A 24,477-nucleotide genomic window follows, 5' to 3' on the forward strand; every position below is an offset into this window, starting at 1 on the left:
TTAGGCTGGCGCAGGGCAAGAGGTCAGGCATGGACATCAGCGCAGCAGGCCGGCCGGTGGCGCGCCGGCGCGTCTTCTACATCCCGGGCTACGATCCGATCCACCCGCGCCGCTACCGCGAGCTTTACCGCAAGGAAGCGGCGGCGCAGGCAGAGATCTCGGGCCACGCGATCCGGGTGTCGCCCGGCGGTGGCGCGGGCCGGTTCGGCTGGCATGTCGACGCGCGCGTCGAGGGCGCCGATGTCACCGCCGACGTCGATGTGCTGGTGTGGTCGGACATCGTGAAGGCCAGCATGGGCCATGGCATCGCCGCGACCTACTGGCAGTTGGCGCGCACGGCCTGGACCTACATCGCGACCGGCGCGCTGTTTCGACTCATGCGCTTGCGCAAGGGGCCTGTGATCGCCGCGCTCTATCCGGTCGGTTTCCTGTTGCTGCAGCTGGTGCTGGCTTTGCTCTTGGCGTGGGCGGCGGGCCGGTTGCTGGCGCTGGCGCATCCCTGGGCCGCCTGGGCAGGCCTGGCGGTCGTGCCCTTGGTGCTGGGCTGGTTCCGCCGGCGCGACAACCGGTTCTATGCCTATTACCTGATGCACGATTATGCCTATTCCGCGCAGTTCAAGGGGGCCAACCCACCGGCGCTGGAGGCGCGCCTGGCCGTGTTCACCGACGCGATTGCCGACGCGTTGGCCGATGACGTGGACGAGGTGCTGGTCGTCGGCCACAGTTCCGGCGCGCATCTGGCCGTGACCTGCCTGGCCGACCTGCTCCGCGCGGGCCGTGTGCCCGATGACGGCCCGGCGCTGTCGCTTCTGACGCTGGGGCAGGTGATCCCGATGGTGTCGGTGCTGCCGCGGGCGGACCGGCTGCGCGCCGACCTGGCGTATCTTTGCACGCGGCCCGAGATCGCCTGGGTGGACGTGACCGCGCCGGGAGACGGCTGCGCGTTCGCCCTGTGCGATCCCGTTGCGGTTTCGGGCGCGGCACCCGCGACGGGCAAGCGCTGGCCATTGGTCCTCTCGGCCGCATTCACGCAGACGCTCAGCCCCGCGCGGTGGCGCGCGTTGCGGTGGCGGTTCTTCCGGCTGCATTTCCAGTATCTTTGCGCCTTCGACAGGCCCGGCGACTACGACTATTTCGCGATCACCGCCGGGCCGCGCAGCTTGGCCGACCGCTTTGCCGGGCGCGCGCCGTCGCCCAGCCGGATCGAGCGGCCGGTCGTCCGTGTCCGGGAGGCGTCGGCATGAGCCGCCTGCCGCCCAAGCCCCCCGCACGTGAAGGGCGCGTGTCGCTGTGGCGCTACCTGCGGCTGTTCCGCCGGGACATCCTGTCGGCACAGCCCGCCCGTCTTTACCGCGCCTGGATGGCCGAGTTCCGCACGCCGTTCTTTCGGTCGTTCCTGTGCAATCAGCCGGATCTCGTGGATCTCGTGCTGCGCGAGCGGCCCGATGATTTCCCGAAATCGGACCGCATCCGCGAAGGACTGGCGCCGCTTCTGGGCGACTCGGTCTTCGTGACCAACGGCGCGACATGGAAGCGCCAACGCCGGATCATCGACCCCGCCTTCGAGGGGGGGCGGCTGCGCGACACCTTCCCGGCGATGTGGGACGCGGGCCGGGCGGCGGCGGATCGGCTCGCGCCGCTGGCGGACGGCGAACCGGTGGAGATCGAGGCGCAGACCAGCCACGCCGCCGCCGACGTGATCTTTCGCACGCTGTTCTCGATCCCGATCGAGCACGAGGTCGCGGGGCAGGTCTTCGAAAGCTTCCGTGCCCACCAGCGCACGCAGCCCGTGGTCAACCTTGGCGCGTTGCTGCCGCTGCCGCGCTGGGTGCCGCGGTTCCATCGCCGGGGCACGCGGGCCACCGCCCGGCAGATCCGGGACCTGATCACGCGGCTGACGTCCGACCGGATGGCGCAGATCGCGGACGGCACGGCGCCGGACGACCTGGCGACAAAGATCATGACCACCCCCGATCCGCAAACCGGGGAGCGGTTCGATACCGGGGAGATGGTAGACCAGGTCGCGATCTTCTTCCTCGCCGGGCACGAGACCAGCGCCTCGGCGCTGGCCTGGGCGCTTTACCTGCTGGCGCTTTATCCGGAATGGCAGGACAGCGTGGCAGACGAGGCGCAGGCCGAGATCGACCCCCGGCGCGCGTATTTCTCGGTCGTGGGCCGGCTGCGCTTCGCGCGGGACGTGTTCCGCGAAACCCTGCGGCTTTATCCCCCGGTGCCGATGATGGTGCGCGAAGCCGCGTGCCCCGAACGGTTCCGCGATCGCGACGTGCCGAAGGGCGCGCAGATCGTTCTCAGCCCGTGGCACCTGCACCGGCACACGCGGCTGTGGGACAACCCCGACGGTTTCGACCCGGGGCGCTTCGCCACGGACAACGGCAAGGCCTGCCTGCGCGATGCCTATATCCCCTTCTCGGCGGGCCAGCGCGTCTGCACGGGTGCGGGCTTCGCGATGATGGAAGGCCCGCTTCTCCTGGCGATGCTGGTGCGCGACTACCGGTTCGAAGCGGTGGCCGAGCGGCCGGCGATGCCCGTGGCGCATCTGACGGTCCGGGGGCGCGAAGGTATCTGGCTGCGCGTCACCCCGCGCGCGCCTTGAGCGGCAAATCTTTTGTCAAAAGATTTGCCAAAGGTTTTGACAAAACCTTTTCCAAAACCTTTCGGAAAGGTTTTGGGCGGCCAGTGGCCCGCTCAGCACAGGACTTTCACCGGTTCGTTGTTGCAGAAGATGACGAAATGTCCCGCATTCTCGATGGCGTGAAAACCGCGGCGGCGCAATTCGGCCTCGAAGGCGGGGCGGCCGACCATCCGTTCGACATGCGCCACCTGCCGGCGCACGACCCCGCCCTCGCGCGCGGCGCGGGCGTCGAATATCTGGCGCATCCACAGGTCGGCGGGCAGGGGGGCGTGCATCCGGTTCATGCCCCGACCCTGCCCGCACCCGGGTAAACAGCCGGTTAACCGCGATAGTGCTGCAGGACGTGGACCCGGATCGCCGAGGCCAGCCCGGTGTCGAGGTCGCGCGCCGCGTCGATCTCGGCGGCCAGCACGTTGACGGGCTTGCCCTGTTCGGCGGCGATCTCGCGAAACGCGTGCCAGAACGCGTCCTCCAGCGAGACGCTCGTGCGGTGCCCGCGCAGGGTCAGCGAGCGCTTGACCGGCCGGCCGCTCATTCGTCGCGCTTGTGGCCGTCGGTTTCGCGCCGGAACTTCTCGGCGCGCGCTGCGTCCAGCTCTCTTTCCACCTTGCTGCGCCCGAACCGCGCGGCATTGGCATCGCCGCGGGCCTTCTTGTCGGCCCGCGTCTTCTGCTTGCGCACGCGGTTGAGGTTCACCGGCCGGCTCATGCGTCCTTGGGGCCGATCATCTGCTCGGGGCGCACGACGCGGTCGAAGGTGGCCTCGTCCACGAATCCGAGGTTGACGGCCTCTTCCTTCAGCGTGGTGCCGTTGCGGTGCGCCGTCTTGGCGACCTTGGTGGCGTTGTCGTAGCCGATTTCCGGGGCGAGCGCGGTGACCAGCATCAGCGATTCACGCATCAGCTTCTCGATCCGTTCCTCGTTGGCCCGAAGCCCGTCCACGAGGTTGTCGGTGAATGCCACGGACGCATCGCCCAGAAGCTGCATGGACTGCAGCACGTTGTAGGCCATCATCGGCTTCATGACGTTCAGTTCGAAATGCCCCTGGCTGCCGGCGAAGCCCACCGCCGCGTCGTTGCCCATGACATGCGCGCAGACCTGGGTGAGCGCCTCGCACTGCGTGGGGTTGACCTTGCCCGGCATGATCGAGCTGCCCGGCTCGTTCTCGGGCAGGATCAATTCGCCCAGCCCGCAGCGCGGGCCGCTGCCCAGGAACCGGATGTCGTTGGCGATCTTGAAGAGGCTCGCCGCCACCGTCTTGAGCGCGCCCGACATCTCGGCCATCGCGTCATGGGCCGCGAGCGCCTCGAACTTGTTGGGGGCGGTGACGAAGGGCAGGCCGGTGATTTCGGCCATGTTCCCGGCGACCGTTTCGGCCCAGCCCTTGCGGGTGTTCAGCCCCGTGCCCACCGCGGTGCCGCCCTGCGCCAGCTCGTGGATGCGTCCCAGCGCGGCCTCGACGCGGGCGATGCCCGTCGCGACCTGGTGAGCGTAGCCGGAGAACTCCTGGCCCAGGGTCAGCGGCGTCGCGTCCTGCGTGTGCGTGCGGCCGATCTTGATGATGCCGTCGAACGCCCTGGTCTTCGCCTGCAACGCCGTGTGGAGCTTGCGCAGGCCCGGAAGCGTCACGTCGCGCGCCGTCATTGCCGTGGCGATGTGCATCGCCGTGGGGAAGGTGTCGTTCGAGCTTTGCCCCATGTTGCAATGATCGTTGGGGTGGACCGGGTCCTTGGTGCCCATCCGCCCGCCCAGGATCTCGATGGCGCGGTTGGCAATCACCTCGTTTGCGTTCATGTTGGATTGCGTGCCCGAGCCGGTCTGCCAGACCACCAGCGGGAAATGATCGTCGAGCTGGCCATCCGCGACCTCGCCGGCGGCTTGCACGATGGCCTCGCCGATCTTCGGGTCCAGCGTGCCCTGCGCGACGTTGGCCTGAGCGCAGGCCTTCTTGATGACGCCCAGCGCACGAACGATGGCCCGCGGCTGATGTTCCCAGCCGATCGGGAAGTTCATGATCGACCGCTGGGTCTGCGCGCCCCAGTACTTGTCGGCAGGCACTTCGAGCGGGCCGAAGCTGTCGGTTTCGGTGCGTGTCGCGGTCATCGTCGGCTCTCCTTGTTCCGGGTCGCCGACTTCATACCCGACACGCGCGCGAATTCAATGTCTCAGGCGGCGGAACACGAAGACGCGGGCGGGCGGCAGGTTCGCCCACACGGTGCCGCGCTTCTCGGCCGAAACGCCCAGTTCGCGTTGAATCTGCGGCCCGATGGGGGCGTTGGGGCTGTAGGTGATCTGGCTGAAGAAGCCGCCCGGGGCCATCACGCCCAGGGCGCGTCCGACCACGTCGCGCTGGATCTGGGGGCGCGCCAGAACGGGCACGCCGGAGATCACCGCGCCAACGCCTGCAAGGCCGATCTGGTCGATCTCCTGCGCGGGACGGTTGAGCACCGTCACACCGGGAAATTTCTGCTGCAGCGTCTCGCAGAAGCGGGCGTTGGTCTCCAGCAGGGTCACCCGCTCGGGCGCCACGCCGCGGGCAAGGATCGCCTTGGTGAAACTGCCGGTGCCGGGGCCGATCTCGACGATGGGGCCGTCGACATCCTCCACGCCTTCGGTCATGCGGCGCGCCACCGCCCCCGATGATGGCGCGATGGCGACAACCTCGGCCGGGCGCCGCAGCAACTCACCCAGAAACACACCCAAATCGCTGGCCATGAAAGACGTCCTCCTCGGCTGATCCGTCGCGCCCGTTCCTAGCGAGGTTTCCGGGGCGGGCAATAACGGGCGTCACAAATTCACAAAATCTTCACGGGCGATGCCGTCGTCATTTCCTGAAACTGTCGAGGCTGACGACGTCCGCCTCGCCGGCCGGGGCCTCGTCGTCGTCGCGGGCCTCCGGTCCGGCGGTGTCATCGTCTGGCTCTTCGTCCTCGGCCTCGTCGGTCTGTTGCGTCTCGAACCGCAGGCCGAATTCGACCGACGGGTCGACGAAGGTCTGGATCGCGTCGTAGGGCACGTACAGGTTCTCGGGGGCGTCGCCGAAGTTCAGCGTGACCGAGAAGCCCTCGTCGGTGACCTCGAGGTCGTCGAACCAGTGCTGCATCACCACCGTCATTTCCGACGGGTAACGCTCGCGCAGCCAGCCGGCCAGGCGCGCGTCGGGATGGGTGGTGTCGAAGGTGATGAAGAAATGATGCGCCCCCGGCAGGCCGTTTTGCTGAACATCCGTCAGCACCTGTTGGATGAGTCCGCGCATCGCGCGGTGCATCAGGTTTCCGTAGTCGATCGAACTGGTCATCGGGCAGCACATCCTCCTGAAGGTCAGCATAAGGGATTCGGCGCGAAACGAAAGACCCGGACGCGCTAGACAAGTGCCTGCACCGCCGCACCGGCCAGCGCCATCAGCCCGAGCGCGGCAAGAAGCGGCAGCCGCAGGCCAAGCAGCAGCGCCATCGCCAGCGCCGTCAGGCCGGCCGCCTGGGGCGAGAAGCTGCTCCAGTCGGGAATCGCGCCGAAGGCGGTGTCGCGGACCCGGCCGAACAGCACGTGCAGCGCGAACCAGACGGACAGGTTCAGGATCACGCCCACGACCGCCGCCGAGATGGCCGCGAGCGCGCCCTTCAGCCGGGGCCGCGCCAGCAGCGTCTCGATGTAGGGGGCGCCGGCAAAGATCCACAGGAAGCACGGCGTGAAGGTGACCCACAGCGTCAGCGCGCCGGCGGCCAGCGCCAGCCCGGGGCCGCCCGCCTGGTAGCCGGCAAGATGGCCGACGAACTGGGTCACCAGGATCAGGGGGCCGGGTGTCGTTTCGGCGAGCCCGAGCGCGTCGATCATCTGCGGCGTGGTCAGCCATCCGTGGGTCTCGACGACCGCCTGTGTCATGTAGGCGAGCACCGCGTAGGCGCCGCCGAAGGTCACGACCGCGAGCTTGCTGAAAAAGACAGCCACGCCGGTCAGGAATTCCGCGTCGGCCGCCCAGGCGACCAGCACCGGCACCGCCCAGAGCGCCCCCCAGGTGGCGACTGTCGTGGCGGTGCCCCGCCAGTGTGGCGCGCGGTGCGGGGCGGGCGCGGCGGCATCCTGTTCGCGGGGCCGGGCCAGTGCCCCCCAAAAGGCGGCCACCGCGATGACCGCCGGGAAGGGCACCGAAAAGACGAACATCGCCGCGAACGCCCCCAGCGCCAGCGCCCAGGCATCCCAGCCCTCGAGTGCCTTGGCGGCGAGGCGCAGCAGGGCCTGAAGCACGATCACGACCACCGCCGCCTGGATGCCGGCGAACAGCGCCTGCACCAGCGGCACCTGCCCGAAGGCGGCATATCCCAGCGCCAGCGCCAGGATCACGGCCGCGCCCGGCAGAACGAACAGCAGCCCCGCGATCAGCCCGCCGGGCACCCCGCGCAGTCGCCAGCCGGCGTAGGTGGCCAGCTGCATCGCTTCCGGCCCCGGCAGAAGCATGCAGAACGAAAGCGCGCCGAGGAACTGCCGCTCCTCTAGCCAGCCGTGGCGGTCCACCAGCTCGGTGTGCATGAGCGATATCTGCGCCGCGGGCCCGCCGAAGGACAGCACGCCGATGCGCCCGAAGACGCGGAATAACTGCCAGAGGTCGGGCCCGTCCATGCAGCGGGTCATAACGCCAACGCGCCGAGGGGCAAACCGGGATCGCGCGCCGTCATGGAATTGTCATGCCAACCGCAACGCCGGCGGGCCGCTACCGCGTGAGCACCAGCTTGCCGTTCGCGATCTCGACGCTCTCGAACCGCTGCAGGTAACTCATCCCGAGAAGGGACTGGTCCATCCGCCCCTCGTTGACCCAGGCGCGCAGGCCCGTGTCGCGCATCGGCCCGATCTCGAAGCTGCCAAGGTTCACCGGTGCCGTGCGCACCTCGCCGTTGGCGGTGTAGGCGCGGTCGACGTAGGCCAGCCCGTCCGGGTCGATCCCGGCCTCGCGCGCGGCGGATTTCGACAGCACGATCTGCGACGCGCCGGTATCCACGACGAACCGCACCGGCGCGCCGTTGACCTGCGCGGTGACGTAGTAGTGGCCATCCGGGGCGCGCGGCAGCTCGATCTTGCCGGGGCCCGTCATCACCGCCTGGCCCGGGCGCATGCCCTGCCGGATGTCGCCCCACAGGCCGACGGCCGCGATCACGCCCACGAAGATCAGCGCCCAGATCATCGCCTGCTGGATCATCCGCCCCAGCGAGCCGCGATGGTGCGTGACGTAGATGAGAACGATGGCCGTGCCGAGCACGACCAGATAGATCAACTGGGCGGTGTCGAAGTCGTTCATGCCGTGTCCCTCGCGCGTGTGCGCCCCATATGGGCGCATCCGTGCCGTATTGTAAGATCACCCCGCAAGCCCGAAGCCCTTCAGCCCGTCGAGAACGAACTGCACCGCCAGCGCGGCCAGCAGCATGCCGAGGATGCGGGTGACGACGTTGATGCCGGTGCGCCCCAGCGCGCGTTCCAGCAGCCCCGCCGCAAGGAAAAGCAGCAGCACGATGGCGATCACCCCGGCCATCACGCCCATAACCCACGCCATGCCTTCCAGCCCGGGCTTCTGGCCGGCCAGCAGGATCACCGAGGTGATCGCACCGGGCCCCGCGATCAGCGGCACCGCGAGCGGGAAGACCGAGGGGTCGTCGCCGTCGTCCTCCTCCTCGGCCTGGTCGGCCTGGCCCTGCCGCCGCTTGGTGCGGCGCTCGAACAGCATGTCCAGCGCGGTCAGGAAAAGCAGGATGCCGCCGGCGATGCGGAAGGCCGGCATCGAGATGCCGACGAAGTCCAGCACCGCCTCGCCGAAGGCCGTGAAGACGATCAGGATCAGCACCGAGGTGATGCAGGCGCGCAGGGCGATCGCCCGCCGGCGCGCCGCCGTCATCCCTTGCGTGAGCGCCACGAAGATGGGCGTCATGCCGATGGGATCGATGATCACGAAAAGCGTGACGAAGGCCGTGATCAGAAAGGCGCTGTCCATGCGCCATTGCGACCATGTCCGGCCCGCCTTGGCAAGGGGCGTGTCGCGCGCGGCGCCGGCAGGGCGGGTCGCCGCCGGCGGCGGCCGGGCGCGCTCAGGCGTCGCCGCCGGCGGCCTCGAGCCGTTCCAGCGCGTCCATCCACAGCGCCTCCGCCCGGTCCAGCCCGTCCATGACCTCGGCGTATTTCTTCTGCCATTCGGCGGCCTCGTTGGCGCGCGCGTCGTCGTAGAGCGCGGGATCGGCCAGCTTGGCGGCGATGCGGTCGCGCATCTCGTTGAGCTTCTCGACGCGCGCCTCGCACTTGCGCACCTCTTGGCGCAGGTTCGCGCGCGCCTCCCTTGCCGGCTTTTGCGGCTTGGCCGGTTTGGGTGTCCCGGCCCGCCGGCCGGGCTTGTCGCCGGCCAGCAGTTCGGCGCGGTAGCTTTCCAGGTCGCCGTCGTAGGGCCGCACGCGCCCGCCCGCCACCAACCACAGCCGGTCGGCCACCAGCTCCAGCAGGTGCATGTCGTGGCTCACCAGGATCACCGCGCCGGAATAGGCGGTCAGCGCCTCGATCAGCGCCTCGCGGCTTTCGATGTCGAGGTGGTTGGTGGGCTCGTCGAGGATCAGCAATTGCGGCGCGTCCAGCGTGGCCAGCATCAGCGAAAGCCGTGCCTTCTGCCCGCCCGACAGCTGCGCGACGGGCGTGTCGGCCTGGTCGGCACCGATGCCGAAGGCGCCCATCCGCGCGCGCAGCCGCGTGGGCGGCGTGTCCGGGCGGTGACGCCGGATGTGGTCCAGCGGGGTTTCGTCCTCGTGCAGCTCATCGACCTGGTGCTGCGCGAAATAGCCGACGCGCAGCTTGGCGGCGGTGTGCAGCCGCCCGGACATCGGGGGCAGCTTGCCGGCGAAAAGCTTCGACAGCGTGGACTTGCCCTCGCCGTTGCGCCCGAGCAGCGCGATGCGGTCGTCCTGGTCGATGCGCAGGTCGAGCCGTGACAGCACCGGCGTGTCGTCGTAGCCCACCGCGCCATCCTCGACCCGCAGGATCGGGGGCGAAAGCGCCTCGGGCTCGGGGAAGGTGAAGGCGCGCAACGCCGCTTCCTGAGGGCGGGCCACGGGCTTCATCTTCGCCAGCGCCTTGATCCGCGCCTGCGCCTGCTTGGCCTTGTCCGCCTTGTAACGGAACCGGTCCACATAGGATTGCAGGTGCGCGCGGCGCGCCTCCTGCTTCTTCGCTTCCGCTTCGGCCGCGGCGACGCGGGCGGCGCGGGTTTCGGCGAAAGCGTCGTAGCCCCCCTGGTAGAGCGCGAGCTTGCGGTCCTCGAGGTGCAGGATGGCGCCCACGGCACGGTTGAGCAAACCGCGGTCGTGGCTGATGACGATCACGGTGTGCGGATACCGCGCGAGGTAGGATTCCAGCCATAGCGCACCCTCGAGGTCGAGGTAGTTGGTGGGCTCGTCCAGAAGCAGCAGGTCGGGCTGTGAAAACAGCACCGCGGCCAGCGCCACGCGCATCCGCCAGCCGCCGGAGAAGGCGCTGCACGGCATCCTTTGGGCGGCATCGTCGAACCCCAGGCCCTTAAGGATGGACGCCGCGCGCGCCTCGGCGCCCCAGGCGTCGATGTCCGCCAGCCGGGTCTGGATGTCGGCGATGCGCGCGCCGTCGGTCGCCGTCTCGGCCTCGGCCAGCAGCGCGGTGCGCTCGGCGTCGGCGGCCAGGACCGTGTCGATGAGCGATGCGTCGGTGCCCGGGGCCTCCTGCGCCACGCCGCCGATGCGTGCGCGCGGCGGCAGCGTGATCTGGCCGCCCTCGAGCGCCAGTTCGCCCCGGATCAGGCGGAACAGCGTGGTCTTGCCGGTGCCGTTGCGCCCCACGAGGCCCACCTTGTGGCCATCGGGGATGGTCGCCGAGGCGTGCTCGAACAACGGGCGACCGGCCACGGAATAGGAAATGTCGTCGATGCGCAGCATGGGCGCGGTGTGGCGCATGGGCGCGCGGGCGTCAATCACCGCGGGCCTGCCGGCGCCCCGACGGCACGTTGCGCCTTTTCAACCCGCGGTCCCCGTGCTATCGGACCCGCGATCCGGAACCGGCCGGGCACCCCGGCCCGGACCGCACCACCACATGAATCTGCGCGAAAGAGGGGCTGACATGGCTGTCGAACGCACGCTGAGCATCATCAAACCCGATGCCACCACCCGAAACCTGACCGGCAAGATCAACGCCAAGTTCGAGGAGGCGGGGCTGCGCATCATCGCGCAGAAACGCATCAAGCTGACCAAGGAACAGGCCAGTGTCTTCTACGCCGTGCACAAGGAGCGCCCGTTCTACGACGAGCTGTGCGAGTTCATGGCCAGCGCACCGGTCGTCGTGCAGGTGCTCGAGGGCGAGAACGCGATCGCCCGCAACCGCGAGGTGATGGGCGCCACCAACCCCGCCGAGGCCGCACCCGGCACCATCCGCGCGGAATACGCGGAATCGGTTGGCGAGAACTCGGTCCACGGCTCCGATGCGCCGGAGACGGCCGCCGAGGAAATCGCCTATTTCTTCTCGGGGCTCGAACTGGTGGGCTGAGCCCGGTCAGCAACGCACGACGCGCGAAATCGAGGGCCGCATCCGCTTGGGGTGCGGTCTTTTTCGTGTTCGCCCCGCCGCTCAGATGGCGGCGAAATCGTTGAAGACCTGCCGCGAAACCGTCTTGGGCGTGGGCTGCGCGCCCGCCTGGGCGGGCGTCCTCGGCGGATTGGGCTCGCGTTGGGTCTGCTGGCCCGCCTCGCCGGCGGCGGGTGTTTGGGGCGATTGGGCTGCTCGTGCCATGGGTCTGCTCCGTGTTGGCGGCGCAGGCCGGGGCGGGCAGCGCCCGACCGGCGCCTCTGGTTATCCCTCCAGTCTCGCGCGGGATCCTGCCGGGGGCGGGGAAAAACGGTGGCGTTTTCGGGGCTGTCTCATGCGTCCATCCTGTCGATCACGGTCACGCCGCGCCCGGCGAAACCGTCCATCTCGCGCAGCGCGCCCTCGGCCTGCGACAACGCGATGCGGCGCGTCACCAGCCGCGCAGGGTCCATCCGGCCGGCCGCGATCATCTCGAACAGCGCCGCGAACCTGTGCGCACCGATGCCGCGCGTGCCGTGCAGGGTGAGTTGCCGCGCGTAGACGAGATCGAGCAGCGGTAGCGGCGGATTGGCGTGGCCGCCCACCGGCATCCCGATCTGGACGTGCCGGCCCAGCTTGCGCAGGCCGCGCAGCGAGGCCTCGAACGTCTCGGTCCGGCCCAGAGCCTCCACGCTGACATGCGCCCCGCCGCCGGTCATGTCCTGCACCGCCGCGCCGACGTCACCACCCGCCTTGCCCGCGTCCAGCGTGGCATCGGCGCCCAGCGCGTCGGCCATGTCCAGCGAGCCGGGGTCGATGTCGACCGCCAACACCCGGGCGCCAAGGGCCGCGCCGATCATGACCGCCGACAGCCCGACGCCGCCGCACCCATGCACCGCCAGCCATTCGCCCGGCCGCAGCGCCGCACGGTCCACCACGCCGCGGAAGGCGGTCGTCACCCGGCATCCCATGCCGGCGGCGGCGGCGTAATCCACCCTGTCGGGCAGGCGGACGAGATTGTAGTCCGCCCAGGGGATCGCCACTCGCTCGGCGAAGGCGCCCCAGACGGTGAAGCCGATCACGGTCTGCCCCGCGCAGACGGTGGGCTCGCCGCCGCGGCAGTCCGCGCAGGTGCCACAGCCCAGGATGAAAGGGGCGGTCACCCGGTCGCCGGGGCGGAAGGCATGGCACTCCGGCCCGGTCTCGATGACCTCGCCGGCGAATTCGTGCCCCATGACGTGGGGCAACGCGACATCGGGGTCCGCGCCTTTCCAGGCGTGGTGGTCCGAGCGGCACACGCCGCAGGCTTGCACCGCCACCACGGCCCCGTCGCGCGGGCAGGTCGGGTCGGGCACCTGCGAAATGTCGATCGGACCGTCGAATTCGGTGATCAGGGCGGCTTTCATCGGGCCTCCGGGCAATGCGTGTGGCGCCAGACTAGGCCTGCACCGGGTGGCCCTGTGGCCGGTTCGCGACATCGCGTGTCGCATCCACGCCGTCGGCTTCGGGACATGCGGCGCGGGTGCCGGGCGCAAGACCCGGTTGTCGCGCAACGGCCCCGTCGCCTAGCGTGCGCTTGGGCGGCCGCCGTGCCGCGGGCCACCAGGCGAAGGGAGACGTCTCATGTTGGAGCAGGCGAGGGCGCGCACGCGCGAACTGCAGGACCGGATGCGGCGGGCGGGCATCGAACGGGCGATCTTCACCGACGAAAGCTCGATCGCCTACCTCGCCGGCTTCTGGGGCTACCTGGGGGTGGAATTCGGGCGGCCCACCGTGCTGATCGTCGAGGCCGATGCCGCGCCGGTGGTCGTCACGCCGCTGATGGAATCCCAGATGGTGGCGGCCATGACATGGGTCGACGACGTGCGGGCATGGGAGGATTCGGGCCCGCGCCGCTGGCCCCGCGTGCTGGGCGACGTGCTGGGCGAGGCGCCGGGAGAGCTGTGGGTGGAGCGCGACCAGCTGCCCGCCATCCTGCGCAACTGGATCGACGACACCTACCCGGGCACGCGGCTGCGCGACATTTCCCCGGTGCTGGGCGCGATGCGGATGATCAAGTCGTCCTTCGAGATCGCCGTGATGAAGCAGGCCGGCGAGATCGCGGGGGCGATGATGCGCGCGGCCCATGATTCACTGCGCGAGGGCGCGCGCGAATACGAGTCCGCGGTCGCCGTGATCGAGGCGGGCTCGCGCAAGGCGGCGGGGTTCCTGACCGACGCGGGCTGGGAACGGTTCGTCTCTCCCATGATCCACAACCTGCAGATCGTGCAGAGCGGGGCGGATACCGCGATGGTGCACCGCCGCGCCAGTGTGAAGGCCTATGAACGCGGCGACCCCGTCTACTTCTGTTTCTGCAACATGGCCCAGTTCAAGCAGTACAAGCTGGGCTTCGACCGGATGTTCCACGTTGGCGAGGCGACCGACGAGGCGGCGCGCGTCCAGCAGGCGGCGATCGATGCGCAGCAGGCTGCCATCGCCGCGATCCGGCCCGGTGTCGCGGCCGAGGAGGTCGCCGCCGCCGCCGACGAGGTTTACCGCGCCCGTGGCTACGAGACCGGCTACCGCACGGGCCGCTCCATCGGGGTTGCCTACCTCGAGGCGCCCGAGCTCAAGGCCGGCGACACGACCACGCTGCGGCCCGGCATGACCTTCGCCGTGGACGGGGGCATCTCGGTCGACGGGCGGGTGGCCGGGCGTATCGGAGATTCGGTCGTCGTTACCGAAACGGGCTGCGAGTACCTCACCGAGTACCCGCGCCGGATCCTGCTGAGCCGCGGCTAGAGTTCGCCACCTGACAACAGGTTCCCGGGCCCGCCTGTGGTGCGCCGCCGGGCGCTCGCACGATGCTCCGAGGGGCGGCCATGCGGGACCTTCCCGCTGTTCGGCCCCGGTGCGCGGACAGTGCCCCGCCCGAGTGGTGCATCAGGCCGTCCGCGGAGCGTTTGGCCCGGCGCGTCGCGCGGCCCGTTACGCTACACCGCCGCGAGCACGCCTCCCGAAACGACGAGAGCGGTGAGCGCGGCTGCCTGGCGCCAGGGCGTGCGCACGCCGGTGCGGCGTTCCGCCTGCCAGCCGACGAAGCCGCCGGGCACGCCGGCCACCAGGGCCATGCCGGTGGCGATCGCCGCCGCCGGCCCGGACCCGGCCAGCACCGGCCCCGCGGCGAGCGCGCCGATGCCAAGCGCGACCGATGTCAATACCGCGCCGATGATGACGTAGAGCGCGCGAAAGATGTGTTTCACCGGTTCGATGTCGTCCAGGCCGTCATGCGCCAGGATCTGCCGGTGATAGTCGGCCGGTGCCGGACCGAGAAGGTACTTCGCTGCCAGCGCGAGAAGCCCCAACGCCGCCAGTCCGAAAAGCAATGCCGTGATGAGCATCACCGCCCCCCGTTTTTTTGCGACATGGCGACCAAAGTAGCACGCCTGTCAAACGGTCTTGCCCAAGTGTGCCGCGTCGAGGGTCGCGGTGCTGCCGTCACCGCTCCTTGGAAACGCTTTTCGAACCGAGGTGTCCTCTGCAACCCATCGGCAACGCACGGCGCCCCTTGCACGCAAGTCCGTCGGGCGTCGTTCGCCTGCGGATGCCCGTCGATCGGGAACCGCGGACGAACTGCTCGAACCGTGCGCCGCCGGCCCTGAGGGGCCGGGGCTGCCGTCACGCATGGGCGAAGCCGTCATGGGGCCTTGTCGCCCGGGGGCGCTGGGCCGGTGCCGATACGCCGCGTCCATCGGGGATCTCGTGTCGGGCGAGGGCACCAGCCGCCCTGCGCACGCTTCCGTGACCGCCTCGGGCATTTTGCCCACTGGCCCCTTGCGCGGGCAGGGGATAGAGACGGGCGCATGGACCCACAGGTGCCCCTGACCCGCGATCTCGTCTTCATTGGCGGCGGCCACGCGCATGCGCTGGTGCTGCGCCGCTGGGGCATGGCGCCGCTGCCGGGCGCCCGGCTCACGGTGATCGACCCGAACCCCAAGGCGCCCTATACCGGCATGCTGCCCGGCTTCGTGGCCGGCCACTATACCCGTGACGCGCTGGACATCGACCTTGTGCGGCTGGCGCGTTTCGCCGGCGCGCGGCTGGTCCAGGGGCGGGCTGTCGGGCTCGATCCCTCGACGCGGCGCGTGCATGTCGCGGGGCGGCCCGACATCGCCTATGACGTGCTGTCCATCGACATCGGAATCACGTCGCACATGTCCGAGGTGCCGGGGTTCGCCGACCACGCGATCGCCGCCAAGCCGCTGGGCCCCTTCGCCGACCGGTGGCACGCTTTCCTGACAAAGGCGACCGACGGCGATCTGCCGCCCGAGGTCGCGGTGATCGGCGGTGGCGTGGCCGGGGTGGAGCTGGCGCTGGCGATGCATCACCGGCTGGCGGGGCTGTCGAGAACGCCGCCCAGGGTGCGGGTGCTCGAGGCGGGGGCGCCGCTGCAGGGCACCGCCGCCGGCACGCGGCGCGCGCTGGAACGTGCCATGCGGCGGCGCGGGATCGAGATGGTGACAGGGGCCGGCGTGGCGGAGGTCACGCCGGGCGCGGTGTGCCTGACGGATGGCCGCGAGATCCCGGCCGCATTGACGGTGGGGGCCGCCGGTGCGCGGCCGTGGCCCTGGCTTGCCGACACCGGCCTGCCGCTGCACGAGGGGTTCATCAAGGTCGATGACACCCTGCGCGTCGAGGGCACGCCCGAGATCCACGCCGCCGGCGATTGCGCGCACCTGACCCATGCGCCGCGCCCCAAGGCGGGCGTCTATGCCGTGCGCGCGGCGCCGGTACTGTACCAGAACCTGCGCGCCGCGCTGGCGGGGCACACACCGCGCCGGTTCCGCCCGCAGCGCGATTTCCTCAAGCTGGTGTCGATGGGCGGCCGGCAGGCCGTGGCAGACAAGGGCGGGCTTGGCGTGCATCTGCCCGGCCTCTGGCACTGGAAGGACCGGATCGACCGGCGATTCATGGACAGGTTCCGTGCGCTGCCCGAGATGCCCGCGCCGACACTTCCGCGCGAGGCGGCGCAGGGCGTGCAGGCCGAGCTGGAGGGGCACGCTGTCATCTGCGGCGGATGCGGCGCCAAGGTGGGGCCGGGCGCGTTGGCCGAAACGCTGGATGGCCTCGCCGCACCGCGTCGGGCGGACGTGCTCAGCCGCCCCGGCGACGACGCGGGCGTGCTCGTGATCGGCGGGCAGCGGCAGTTGCTCAGCACCGATCACCTGCGCGCGTTTTCCGAGGATCCATGGATGATGGCGCGCATCGCCGCCGTTCACGCGCTGGGCGATGTCTGGGCCATGGGCGCGGCACCGCAGGCGGCTTTGCTCAATATCGTGCTGCCGCGCATGACCGAGCGCCTGCAGCGGCGCACACTGCGCGAGATCATGGCGGGGGCCGAGGGCGTGATGGCCGATGCCGGTGCCGAGATCATCGGCGGGCACACGACGCAGGGCGCGGAGACGACGATCGGGGTCACGGTGACGGGCATGGCCGAGGCGGACCCCATCGGGTTGGACGGCGCCCGACCGGGGGACGCGTTGATCCTGACCAAGCCGCTGGGCACAGGGGTGATCCTTGCCGCCGAGATGGCCACCCGCGCCGACGGCGACACGGTCGTCGCCGCGTTCGGGTCGATGGCCCGCCCGCTTGCCATCGACGCTGCGCAATTGCGTGGCGCCCATGCCATGACAGATGTCACGGGCTTCGGTTTGGCGGGGCACCTGCTGGCGATCTGCCGGGCCAGCGGTTGTGGCGCGGAATTGAGCCTGGACGCGCTGCCGCTGCTGCCTGGGGCCGCACGCTTGCTGGCCGCGGGGGAGCGCGCGTCGCTTCACGCGGCGAACGCGGCGCATGTCGCGCCACATCTGTCAGGCGGCGACGACGGAGATCCGGCCCGTCGGGCGGCGCTGTTCGATCCGCAGACGGCCGGTGGCCTGTTGGCCGCCGTCGCGCCCGGGCAGGCCGAGGCGGCACTGGCGGGCCTGTGCGCGCAGGATTTGCCCGCCGTGCGGATCGGCACCGTGACGGAAGGCGGCGGGATCGTGCTCGTCTAGCCCTTCGCGGCGTCGTGAAGCGCGGTCTCGAGACGTGGCAACGCGGTGGCCAGCGTGGCGTCGTCCAGCGCGTCGAGGTCGATGCGCGCGACCGGCGGCTTGCCCTGCCGCCGCCGAACCCGGGCATAGCCCGGGTCGTAGTGGTCGCGGATGAGCGCATGGGCGAGTTCGGTGTAGTCGCCCGCGCGCGCCATGGCCTGCCAGGCGTCGACGCGCGCGTGGCCCTGCAGCTTGCGCAACGCGTCAAGGCGCCCGACCAGCCGCTCGGGCGCCTCGGTGACATCGGCGTAGGCACGCGCGAGGTAGCACGCGCGCTCCGACGCGGGGGCCCTGACTTCCACCAGGGGCGCGGCGCGCATCGCCTGCCACAGCGCGGGCGGCACGATGCGCTGCCCCACCTTGTTCGACTCGGCCTCGATCACCACCGGGCGCGCCGGATCGAGCCGGGCGAGCGCTTGCGCGATTCGCCCTTCGAACAGTTTCTGCGTTGGCTGTCCGCCCGGCATGGCGCCCAGCGCGGAGCCACGGTGGTTGGCCAGCCCCTCGAGGTCGACCACCTGCCAGCCCCGGTCGGCCAGAAGCGCCAACAGGCGCGTCTTGGCCGTACCGGTGTTGCCGTCCAGCAGAACCGGCCGCAGGTCCAGCGGCCGGTCGTAGAGCAGCCGCACCACGAGGCGCCGGTAGGCACGGTAGCCCCCGTCGAGAACACGCGCCCGCCAGCCGATCTGTTGCAGGATCGAGGCGAAGGCGCCCGAGCGCTGCCCGCCGCGCCAGCAATAGACCAGCGGACGCCAGCCGCCGTCCTTGTCGCGCAGCGGTCCCTCCAGGTGGCGCGCCACGTTGCGCGCGACGTGGGCCGCGCCGATCTTTCGGGCAAGGAAACGGTCCTGCCGGACGTAGATCGTGCCGACCTCGGCGCGCTCGGCATCGCTGAGCGATGGAAGGTTCATCGCACCGGGCAGGTGATCCTCGGCGAACTCGGCGGGCGAGCGGGCGTCGATCACCGTATCGGCGGGCAGCCGGGCCAGATCGTCGAGGCTGTTCAGCGTCAGGTGCATGGGCGTGGTATCTAGGAGATATGCCGCTCCCGCGCCAGAGGCGGGACCGTCGCTGGCGGCTTCCGCCTCTGGCGCGGGCGTGCTACCGTGCCGACGACGGCAAAAAGGGCAGGGCGGAAAACCTTTATGACGGCGAAGGATGCGCAGGCCGAGCTGCCCGTTCTGGTGGTCGATCTGGACGGTACGCTGATCCTGTCGGACATGTTGTTCGAAAGCTTCTGGGCGGGGCTGGCCGATGACTGGCGCACGCCCTTCGCCTCGGTGCGCGCGCTGGTGTCGGGGCGCGCTGCGCTCAAGCGGCGGCTGGCGCGGCAGGCGAGCGTGTCGGTCGAAAGCCTGCCCTTCAACGAGGATGTGATCGCGCGGGTGCGCGACTGGCGCGCGTCGGGCGGGCGTGCCGCCCTGGTCAGCGCGTCGGACGCCACGCTTGTGGAGGCGGTTGCCGATCACCTCGGTCTGTTCGACGAGGTCTTCGGTTCGGACGGCGAGACCAACCTGAAGGGCGCGCGCAAGTCGCGCTTCCTCGAAGCGCGCTACGGCGCCCGGGGCTATGCCTACATCGGCGACAGCGCGGCGGACCTTCCGGTGTGGCGCAATGCCGCGCGGGCCATCACGGCCAATGCGCCCACCACGTTGCGCCGGCGGGTCGCCGCGCTGGGCGGCGATCACGATCACATCGGGGCGCCATCGCGGCGGCTGGCGGCCTATGCCGCGGCGCTGCGCCCGCACCAGTGGCTCAAGAACGTTCTTGTCTTCGTGCCGATGTTGGCCGCGCAGGCCTTCGCGTGGCCCGTGATCCTTCAGGCGCTGCTCGCCTTCGCGGCGTTCAGCCTGGTGTCGTCGTCGGTCTACGTTCTCAACGACCTTCTCGACCTGCGATCGGACAGGGCGCACCCGCGCAAGCGTCAAAGACCCTTCGCGGCGGGCCGGGTGCCCATCGCGCACGGAACGGTGATGTCGCCGTTGCTGCTGCTGGCGGGCCTCGGGCTGGCGGCGCTGGCGGGCGGTTCGCTTTTCCTGGTGCTGCTGGGCTATTTCTTTCTGACGACCTGGTATTCGCTCGCGCTGAAACGGCGGGCGATCGCGGATATTTGCGCCCTGGCGGGGCTGTACACGTTGCGCATCGTCGCGGGCGCGGTAGCCACCGGGATCGGCCTTTCGGTCTGGTTGCTGGCGTTCTCGATCTTCTTCTTCTTCGCCATGGCCGCCGTCAAGCGGCAGGCCGAACTCGTGGATCTGGCCCATCGCGGGGTGCTGGCGGCGGCCGGGCGGGGTTACAACGTCGAGGATCTCCCGCTGGTTGCGCAGATGGCCAGCGCGTCGGGCTATGTCTCGGTTCTGGTGCTGGCGCTCTACCTCAACGCGCCGGGCGTGCAGGTCCTCTACTCGGCGCCGTGGCTTTTGTGGGGGATCTGCCTTGTGCTGCTCTACTGGATCAGCCGGATCGTGCTCATCACCCACCGCGGCCGGATGGACGACGACCCCGTGCTTTACGCGGTGAAAGACCGCACGAGCCTTGTCTGCATGGCGCTGATCGCGGGCTTCAGCATCGGGGCGGCGGTGCTTTGACGCGGCGGGCCTTGATCGCGCGCTACGCCCTCTTCGCGGTGGCCGCCGTGCTGGTCAACCTCGCCACGCAGAGGGCCGTTCTCGCCATGTCCTGGCCGGCGCCGGGGCTGGGGCTTGCCGTTGCGATCGCGGCGGGCACGCTGACCGGGCTGGTGGTGAAATACGTCCTCGACAAGCGCTGGATCTTCGACGACCGCTCCACGGGGCTGGCCACCCACGGCCGCAAGTTCGCGCTCTACACGGCGATGGGGGTGGTGACGACCTGTATCTTCTGGGGCACCGAGACGGCGTTCTGGCTGATCTGGCGCAGTGACCTGATGCGCGAGGCCGGGGCCGTGCTGGGGCTGACGGTGGGCTATGTGACCAAGTACAACCTCGACAAGCGGTTCGTTTTCGCGCCACGCCGCACGGATGCGGAGGCCGTCCGGTGAAGCTGGCTGGCTGGGGACGATACCCGGTGGCGGACTGCCGGCTGCGTGCGCCGCGCGACGCGGACGCGATCACCGCCGCGCTGGCCGACGGCCCGCTGATCGCCCGCGGCGCCGGCCGCGCCTACGGCGACAGCGCGATGAGTGCCGCCAACACCTTGGAAATGCGCCATTTCAACCGGATGCTTGCCTTCGACCCGGACACCGGGCGGCTGGAGGCGGAGGCCGGGGTGCTGCTGGCCGACATCATCGCCAGTTTCCTGCCGCGCGGGTGGTTCCCTGCCGTCACGCCGGGGACCAAGTTCGTCAGCCTCGGCGGCATGATCGCCGCGGACGTGCACGGCAAGAACCACCATCGCGACGGCACCTTCGGCAATTTCGTCGACTGGATCGATGTCATGGGCGCCGAAGGGCAGGTGCGGCGGTGTTCGCGCGGCGAAAACCCCGATTTGTTCGCCTGGACCCTGGGCGGCATGGGGCTGACGGGTGTGATCCTGCGCGCTGCGATCCGGCTGCGCCCCGTCGAAAGCGGCTGGATCCGGCAGGAGACGCGCCCTGCACCGGACCTCGACGCGGCCATGGCGGCCTTCGAGGCGACCGGCGACCGGACCTACTCGGTGGCCTGGCTTGATTGCCTTGCCCGCGGGCGCGCGCTGGGCCGATCGCTGCTGATGCTGGGCGAACATGCCTTGCGCGCCGATCTGCCGGCGACGCTGTGGCGCGATCCCTTCGGCCCGCCCGCGACACCGCGGGGCCGCGTGCCGCTGGATCTGCCCGGCATCACGCTCAACCGCTACAGCGTGGGGCTGTTCAACGCGGTCCACTACCGCCTGGGCGCCCGGCGCGCAGGGCCGGTCTTCGAGCACTGGGACAGGTTCTTCTACCCGCTCGACGGAATCCTGGGCTGGAACCGGATCTACGGGCGGCGCGGGTTCGTGCAGTTCCAGTGCGCGCTGCCCGAACCGCAGGCCCACCGCGGGCTCGAGGCGCTGCTGCGCACGGTGTCGGACGCGGGGCAGGGGTCGTTCCTGGCGGTTCTCAAGAAGTTCGGCGCGGAAACCGGGCGGTTCTCATTCCCGATGCCGGGGTATACGCTGTCGCTGGATTTCCCCGTCTCGACAAGGACACTTCGCCTGATGGATCAACTCGACCAGATCACGCTCGACCACGGCGGCCGGTTCTACCTGGCCAAGGATGCCCGGATGTCGGCGGCCACGCTGCATGCCTCGGACGATCGTGCCGACGCCTTCGCCCGGATGCGACGGCAGGCGGGCCACGCGGGCGGTTTCGCCTCGATGCAGTCCGAAAGGCTGGGCCTTTGAGCGGCGGCGGTGCGGTTCTCGTCCTCGGCGGGCGCTCGGACATCGGGCTCGCCGTCGCGCATGCCTTCGCGGCGCGCGGGCATCCCGTGCAACTTGCCGCGCGCGACCCGGCCTCGCTTGATCCCGAGAAACGCGACATCGAGTTGCGGCACCGGGTAAGCGTGACGTTGCACGAATTCGATGCGCTCGCCGTGGAGACGCACGAGGGGTTCGTCGGGGCGCTGCCCGAGATACCGGCGATCGCAGTCTGCGCCGTGGGCCTGCTTGGGGACGATCAGGCGGACCTCGAACATGACCCGGCGGCGGCGCGTGCCGTGATGCGCACCAACTACGAGGGGCCGGCAAACGTGCTGGGGATCTTGGCCAACCGTTTCGAGGCACGCGGCAGCGGGACGCTGATCGGCATCAGCTCGGTCGCGGGCGACCGGGGGCGCGCCACCAACTACATTTACGGGTCGGCCAAGGCGGGGTTCACGGCCTACCTGTCGGGGTTGCGCAACCGGCTGGCCGGCAAGGGCGTGCACGTGCTGACGGTGCTGCCCGGCTTCGTCGCGACCAAGATGACCGAGGGCAAGGACCTCTCGCCACGGCTGACGACCGATCCCGTCACCCTGGCCGAAGCGGTGGTGCGGGCCAGCGACAGCGGCCGCAACATCCTTTACTACAAGCGCATCTGGGCGCTGGTCATGCTGGTCATCCGCAACATCCCCGAGGCGGTGTTCAAGCGCACGCGGATCTGAGGCGCCGATCAGTCCCCGGCCAGCTTTCGGGCCGCCCCCAGCGTGCCGGGGCCCACGATGGCATCCAGCGCGCCGCGGTAGAACCCGCGGTCCTTGAGGATCTTCTGGAATTCCAGCGCCGTCTGCCTGTCCCACTTCGGGGTGCGCCCGCCGTCGCGGCCGCGCAGCCCGGAGACCTTGATCTCGCCGGTCTCCAGCGCCTCGACGTAAAGCTCCGCCGCGCGCACCGGGTCGTACGCCACCCCCTTGCCGCGTTCATGCAGGAACCCCAGCGTGTTGATCGCTGCCGGGTTTCCGGCTTCGGCCGCGCGCCGCGTCCAGGCCGCCTGTTTCTCCGGGTCGTCGAACAGTGAAGCGTCGGCGTAGAGTTTTGCCAGTTCCGTCCGGGCGGTGGTGTTGCCCTGCTCGGCCGCCATTTCGTAAAGCGTCGCGGCTTTTTCCGGATCGGGCAGGCCCAGGGCCTCGGCCTGCGTATCGGCCAGCCCGTCGGCGTTCCGGTAGACCTGCGCCAGCCGAACCTGCGCGAAATGATAACCGGCGTCCGCCGCGTCCTGCAGCAGCGCGATCATGCGCTCGCTGTCCTGCGCCACGCCGCGGCCCAGCCCGTGCATGATCGCAAGTGTCGTCTTGGCCGGCATGTCGCCGGCTTCGGCGGCGGCCCGGTAGCCCGCGACGGCGCGGTCGTGGTCCTCCTCGATCGGGCCGATGCCGAAGTTGTAATAGTCGCCCAGCTTGGTGTGGGCGGCGGCGACGCCACGTTCCGCGGCTGCCTCGAAGCGGGCGAGGGCGGTATCGTGCGCGCCCTCGCGCTGCAGGATGACGCCCATGTGGTAAAGGGCGGCCGGGGCGGGGTCCGGCCGGGCCGCGGCCTCCTCGCAGTCGGCGCGCGCGCGCTGCAGCGCCTCCAGGTCGCGCGCCAATGCATCGCGGCTGACCGGCACGCCCGCATCGGGCGGTCCGGCCACGTCGAGGCACCGGGCGGCGGCGTCCGTCGACTGGGCCGCGGCGGGCACGGCGGCCGCGAGAACGGCCGCGGCGGGCAGGGCGATCATGACGGATTTCGCTGCATGTCGCATGTGTCTTTCCATCCTTGGTGTCGCGTCGTGTCGTCGCTTACCTTGCCAGCAGATCGCCGGAATGGCGACTGGAAATTGCCGCCCCCGGCGCGCGAATCCGCGGCCCGGGCCGGCCTGCCGGGAGGTGGTCGGACGGGCCGGGTCGGGCCGCGGCCTTCCCGGATCGTCGCGGTGGCCGGCGCGACAGGCGGTTTCCCGCCGCTTGACCGGGCGTTCGCGGGGGCCGTAACATGGCGTAGTTGCGCCCTTAAGGTTTCGCATTTAGGCCCACGGCATGCGATTCGATCCTCTCCTGCACATGACACGGCGCGGCCTGCGCCTGTTCGACGGTCTGGCCGCGCCCCGCGCCGCCGCCATCTCCTGCGTCTTTCTTCTCGGCATGACCGGGATCGGCGCGGCGGCGTTCCTGATGCGTCCCGACGTGGTGACCCATGTGCCGGCCGTGGCCACGGGTGCGCCCACACCGATCTCCACGCGCGCGACGGCCGGCGTTGCGGAACGGGCACCGTCAATGCCGGTCACCGCCGGCTCCGCGCGCCGGCCGGTGCCGGAGGTGCCGGTCCTGGCGTCGCTGAGCGGCTCCGGCACGGTGATCCGGCCGGACCTCGCCTCGCCCGTGTCGCGCATCTACCTGCGCGCGCCGGCGGCGGTGCCGCCGCAACGCCCGGCACGTTTCGATCCGCAGCTTGAACCGCAACCATTGCGCCCGCGCATGCGCCCGGCGACGCTGGCGGCGTCCGCCCCCGAACAGGACGTGCCCGCCGCCGCCGCCCAGCCTGTCCTGCGCGCCTCGCTGCGTCCGCGCCAGCGCCCCGGCGATCTGGGCGAAATGGCCGCCGCGATCCGCTCCGCGCGGGCCGAGGACACGACCGGCGCACCGGCAGAGACCCGGACAGCAACCGCCACGCCGGCCGCCGAAGCCACCACCGACGTCGAAGCCAAGCCCGAGACGAAGCGCGCCGAGGCCGCCGCCGGACGCGCCGCGGCGCCGCGCATCGCGCGCAGCGCGGGCCACTGCCCGCGGCGGCTGGCGCGCGCCATGCC

Annotated in this window: 24 protein-coding genes and 1 pseudogene; 10 read left to right on the forward strand and 15 right to left on the reverse strand. The window is 70.4% G+C overall.

Translation table 11 applies throughout. The features are described from left to right. The first annotated feature begins 29 nt into the window (after window positions 1-29). Window positions 30-1,244, forward strand: a complete 1,215-nt coding sequence (locus CEF10_RS10120) for a hypothetical protein (RefSeq protein ID WP_101068051.1) — start codon at window positions 30-32, stop codon at window positions 1,242-1,244. After that, window positions 1,241-2,614: a cytochrome P450 gene (locus tag CEF10_RS10125; RefSeq protein WP_101068052.1), complete on the forward strand. Its 1,374-nt coding sequence runs from the start codon at window positions 1,241-1,243 to the stop codon at window positions 2,612-2,614. The genes CEF10_RS10120 and CEF10_RS10125 overlap by 4 nt, the downstream gene beginning before the upstream one ends. A 92-nt stretch (window positions 2,615-2,706) precedes the next feature. On the opposite strand, the gene CEF10_RS10130 is transcribed toward CEF10_RS10125, so the two are convergent. From CEF10_RS10130 to CEF10_RS10175, 10 genes are all read right to left on the reverse strand, one after another. After that, on the reverse strand, window positions 2,707-2,937 hold the full coding sequence (locus tag CEF10_RS10130) for an N-(5'-phosphoribosyl)anthranilate isomerase (protein WP_101068053.1): 231 nt from the start codon (window positions 2,935-2,937) through the stop codon (window positions 2,707-2,709). A 35-nt stretch (window positions 2,938-2,972) separates the two neighbouring features. Continuing rightward, on the reverse strand, window positions 2,973-3,188 hold the full coding sequence (locus CEF10_RS10135; RefSeq protein ID WP_101068054.1) for a ribbon-helix-helix domain-containing protein: 216 nt from the start codon (window positions 3,186-3,188) through the stop codon (window positions 2,973-2,975). Next, window positions 3,185-3,361: a DUF4169 family protein gene (locus tag CEF10_RS10140; RefSeq protein ID WP_101068055.1), complete on the reverse strand. Its 177-nt coding sequence runs from the start codon at window positions 3,359-3,361 to the stop codon at window positions 3,185-3,187. The genes CEF10_RS10135 and CEF10_RS10140 overlap by 4 nt, the downstream gene beginning before the upstream one ends. Further along, the gene (gene fumC, locus CEF10_RS10145) at window positions 3,358-4,755 is read right to left on the reverse strand and encodes a class II fumarate hydratase (protein WP_101068056.1); all 1,398 of its coding nucleotides are present in this window, start codon (window positions 4,753-4,755) and stop codon (window positions 3,358-3,360) included. The genes CEF10_RS10140 and fumC overlap by 4 nt, the downstream gene beginning before the upstream one ends. Before the next feature lie 54 nt (window positions 4,756-4,809). Next, on the reverse strand, window positions 4,810-5,367 hold the full coding sequence (locus CEF10_RS10150; protein ID WP_101068057.1) for a class I SAM-dependent methyltransferase: 558 nt from the start codon (window positions 5,365-5,367) through the stop codon (window positions 4,810-4,812). 109 nt (window positions 5,368-5,476) lie between these two features. Continuing rightward, window positions 5,477-5,950 carry an SspB family protein gene (locus CEF10_RS10155; RefSeq protein ID WP_101068058.1) on the reverse strand — a complete coding sequence of 158 codons (474 nt, stop codon included), beginning with the start codon at window positions 5,948-5,950 and terminating at the stop codon, window positions 5,477-5,479. Window positions 5,951-6,015: 65 nt separating this feature from the next. Then, on the reverse strand, window positions 6,016-7,269 hold the full coding sequence (gene chrA, locus CEF10_RS10160) for a chromate efflux transporter (RefSeq protein ID WP_101068059.1): 1,254 nt from the start codon (window positions 7,267-7,269) through the stop codon (window positions 6,016-6,018). A gap of 91 nt (window positions 7,270-7,360) precedes the next feature. Continuing rightward, window positions 7,361-7,942 carry a retropepsin-like aspartic protease family protein gene (locus CEF10_RS10165; protein ID WP_101068060.1) on the reverse strand — a complete coding sequence of 194 codons (582 nt, stop codon included), beginning with the start codon at window positions 7,940-7,942 and terminating at the stop codon, window positions 7,361-7,363. Between the two features lie 57 nt (window positions 7,943-7,999). Then, a complete protein-coding gene (locus CEF10_RS10170) occupies window positions 8,000-8,629 on the reverse strand; it encodes a MarC family protein (RefSeq protein WP_101068061.1) in 630 nt (209 codons plus the stop codon). 94 nt (window positions 8,630-8,723) lie between these two features. After that, entirely contained in the window at window positions 8,724-10,583 is a 1,860-nt protein-coding gene (locus CEF10_RS10175; RefSeq protein ID WP_101068084.1) for an ABC-F family ATP-binding cassette domain-containing protein, read from the reverse strand. Window positions 10,584-10,764: 181 nt separating this feature from the next. Between CEF10_RS10175 and ndk the strand changes: the two genes are divergently transcribed. Continuing rightward, entirely contained in the window at window positions 10,765-11,187 is a 423-nt protein-coding gene (gene ndk / locus CEF10_RS10180) for a nucleoside-diphosphate kinase (protein ID WP_101068062.1), read from the forward strand. An 81-nt stretch (window positions 11,188-11,268) separates the two neighbouring features. On the opposite strand, the gene CEF10_RS16885 is transcribed toward ndk, so the two are convergent. Continuing rightward, on the reverse strand, window positions 11,269-11,430 hold the full coding sequence (locus CEF10_RS16885; RefSeq protein ID WP_157933001.1) for a hypothetical protein: 162 nt from the start codon (window positions 11,428-11,430) through the stop codon (window positions 11,269-11,271). 128 nt (window positions 11,431-11,558) lie between these two features. After that, window positions 11,559-12,611: a zinc-dependent alcohol dehydrogenase family protein gene (locus tag CEF10_RS10185; RefSeq protein ID WP_101068063.1), complete on the reverse strand. Its 1,053-nt coding sequence runs from the start codon at window positions 12,609-12,611 to the stop codon at window positions 11,559-11,561. Window positions 12,612-12,828: 217 nt separating this feature from the next. Here CEF10_RS10185 and CEF10_RS10190 point away from each other — a divergent pair, with 217 nt between their 5' ends. Then, entirely contained in the window at window positions 12,829-13,986 is a 1,158-nt protein-coding gene (locus CEF10_RS10190; protein ID WP_101068064.1) for a M24 family metallopeptidase, read from the forward strand. A 191-nt stretch (window positions 13,987-14,177) separates the two neighbouring features. Here CEF10_RS10190 and CEF10_RS10195 read toward each other — a convergent pair whose 3' ends face one another. Beyond that, entirely contained in the window at window positions 14,178-14,585 is a 408-nt protein-coding gene (locus tag CEF10_RS10195) for a hypothetical protein (RefSeq protein WP_101068065.1), read from the reverse strand. Between the two features lie 462 nt (window positions 14,586-15,047). Here CEF10_RS10195 and selD point away from each other — a divergent pair, with 462 nt between their 5' ends. Continuing rightward, window positions 15,048-17,240: a selenide, water dikinase SelD gene (gene selD / locus CEF10_RS10200; RefSeq protein WP_101068066.1), complete on the forward strand. Its 2,193-nt coding sequence runs from the start codon at window positions 15,048-15,050 to the stop codon at window positions 17,238-17,240. Here selD and mnmH read toward each other — a convergent pair. Beyond that, window positions 17,237-18,298: a tRNA 2-selenouridine(34) synthase MnmH gene (gene mnmH, locus CEF10_RS10205; protein ID WP_101068067.1), complete on the reverse strand. Its 1,062-nt coding sequence runs from the start codon at window positions 18,296-18,298 to the stop codon at window positions 17,237-17,239. The two genes, selD and mnmH, sit on opposite strands and share 4 nt — an antisense overlap. Window positions 18,299-18,424: 126 nt before the next feature. On the opposite strand from mnmH, the gene CEF10_RS10210 reads away from it, so the two are divergent. Genes CEF10_RS10210 through CEF10_RS10225 form a run of 4 tightly spaced genes read left to right on the forward strand, consistent with a single transcriptional unit; the run spans window position 18,425 to window position 22,357 of the window. Beyond that, entirely contained in the window at window positions 18,425-19,867 is a 1,443-nt protein-coding gene (locus CEF10_RS10210; RefSeq protein WP_101068068.1) for a UbiA family prenyltransferase, read from the forward strand. A gap of 11 nt (window positions 19,868-19,878) precedes the next feature. After that, window positions 19,879-20,298: a GtrA family protein gene (locus CEF10_RS10215; RefSeq protein ID WP_232796467.1), complete on the forward strand. Its 420-nt coding sequence runs from the start codon at window positions 19,879-19,881 to the stop codon at window positions 20,296-20,298. Next, complete coding sequence (locus tag CEF10_RS10220) at window positions 20,295-21,617, forward strand: FAD-binding oxidoreductase (RefSeq protein WP_101068070.1); 1,323 nt, start codon at window positions 20,295-20,297, stop codon at window positions 21,615-21,617. Before CEF10_RS10215 ends, CEF10_RS10220 begins: the two co-directional genes overlap by 4 nt. After that, window positions 21,614-22,357, forward strand: coding sequence for an SDR family oxidoreductase (locus tag CEF10_RS10225; protein WP_101068071.1), 744 nt, complete (start codon window positions 21,614-21,616; stop codon window positions 22,355-22,357). The genes CEF10_RS10220 and CEF10_RS10225 overlap by 4 nt, the downstream gene beginning before the upstream one ends. Window positions 22,358-22,365: 8 nt before the next feature. On the opposite strand, the gene CEF10_RS10230 is transcribed toward CEF10_RS10225, so the two are convergent. Then, a complete protein-coding gene (locus CEF10_RS10230) occupies window positions 22,366-23,433 on the reverse strand; it encodes a tetratricopeptide repeat protein (RefSeq protein WP_232796468.1) in 1,068 nt (355 codons plus the stop codon). A gap of 274 nt (window positions 23,434-23,707) precedes the next feature. On the opposite strand from CEF10_RS10230, the pseudogene CEF10_RS10235 reads away from it, so the two are divergent. After that, a pseudogene (locus CEF10_RS10235) lies at window positions 23,708-24,477 on the forward strand (hypothetical protein); the annotation flags it as partial.

Source organism: Roseovarius salinarum (assembly GCF_002834145.1).
Lineage (GTDB): Bacteria > Pseudomonadota > Alphaproteobacteria > Rhodobacterales > Rhodobacteraceae > Roseovarius > Roseovarius salinarum.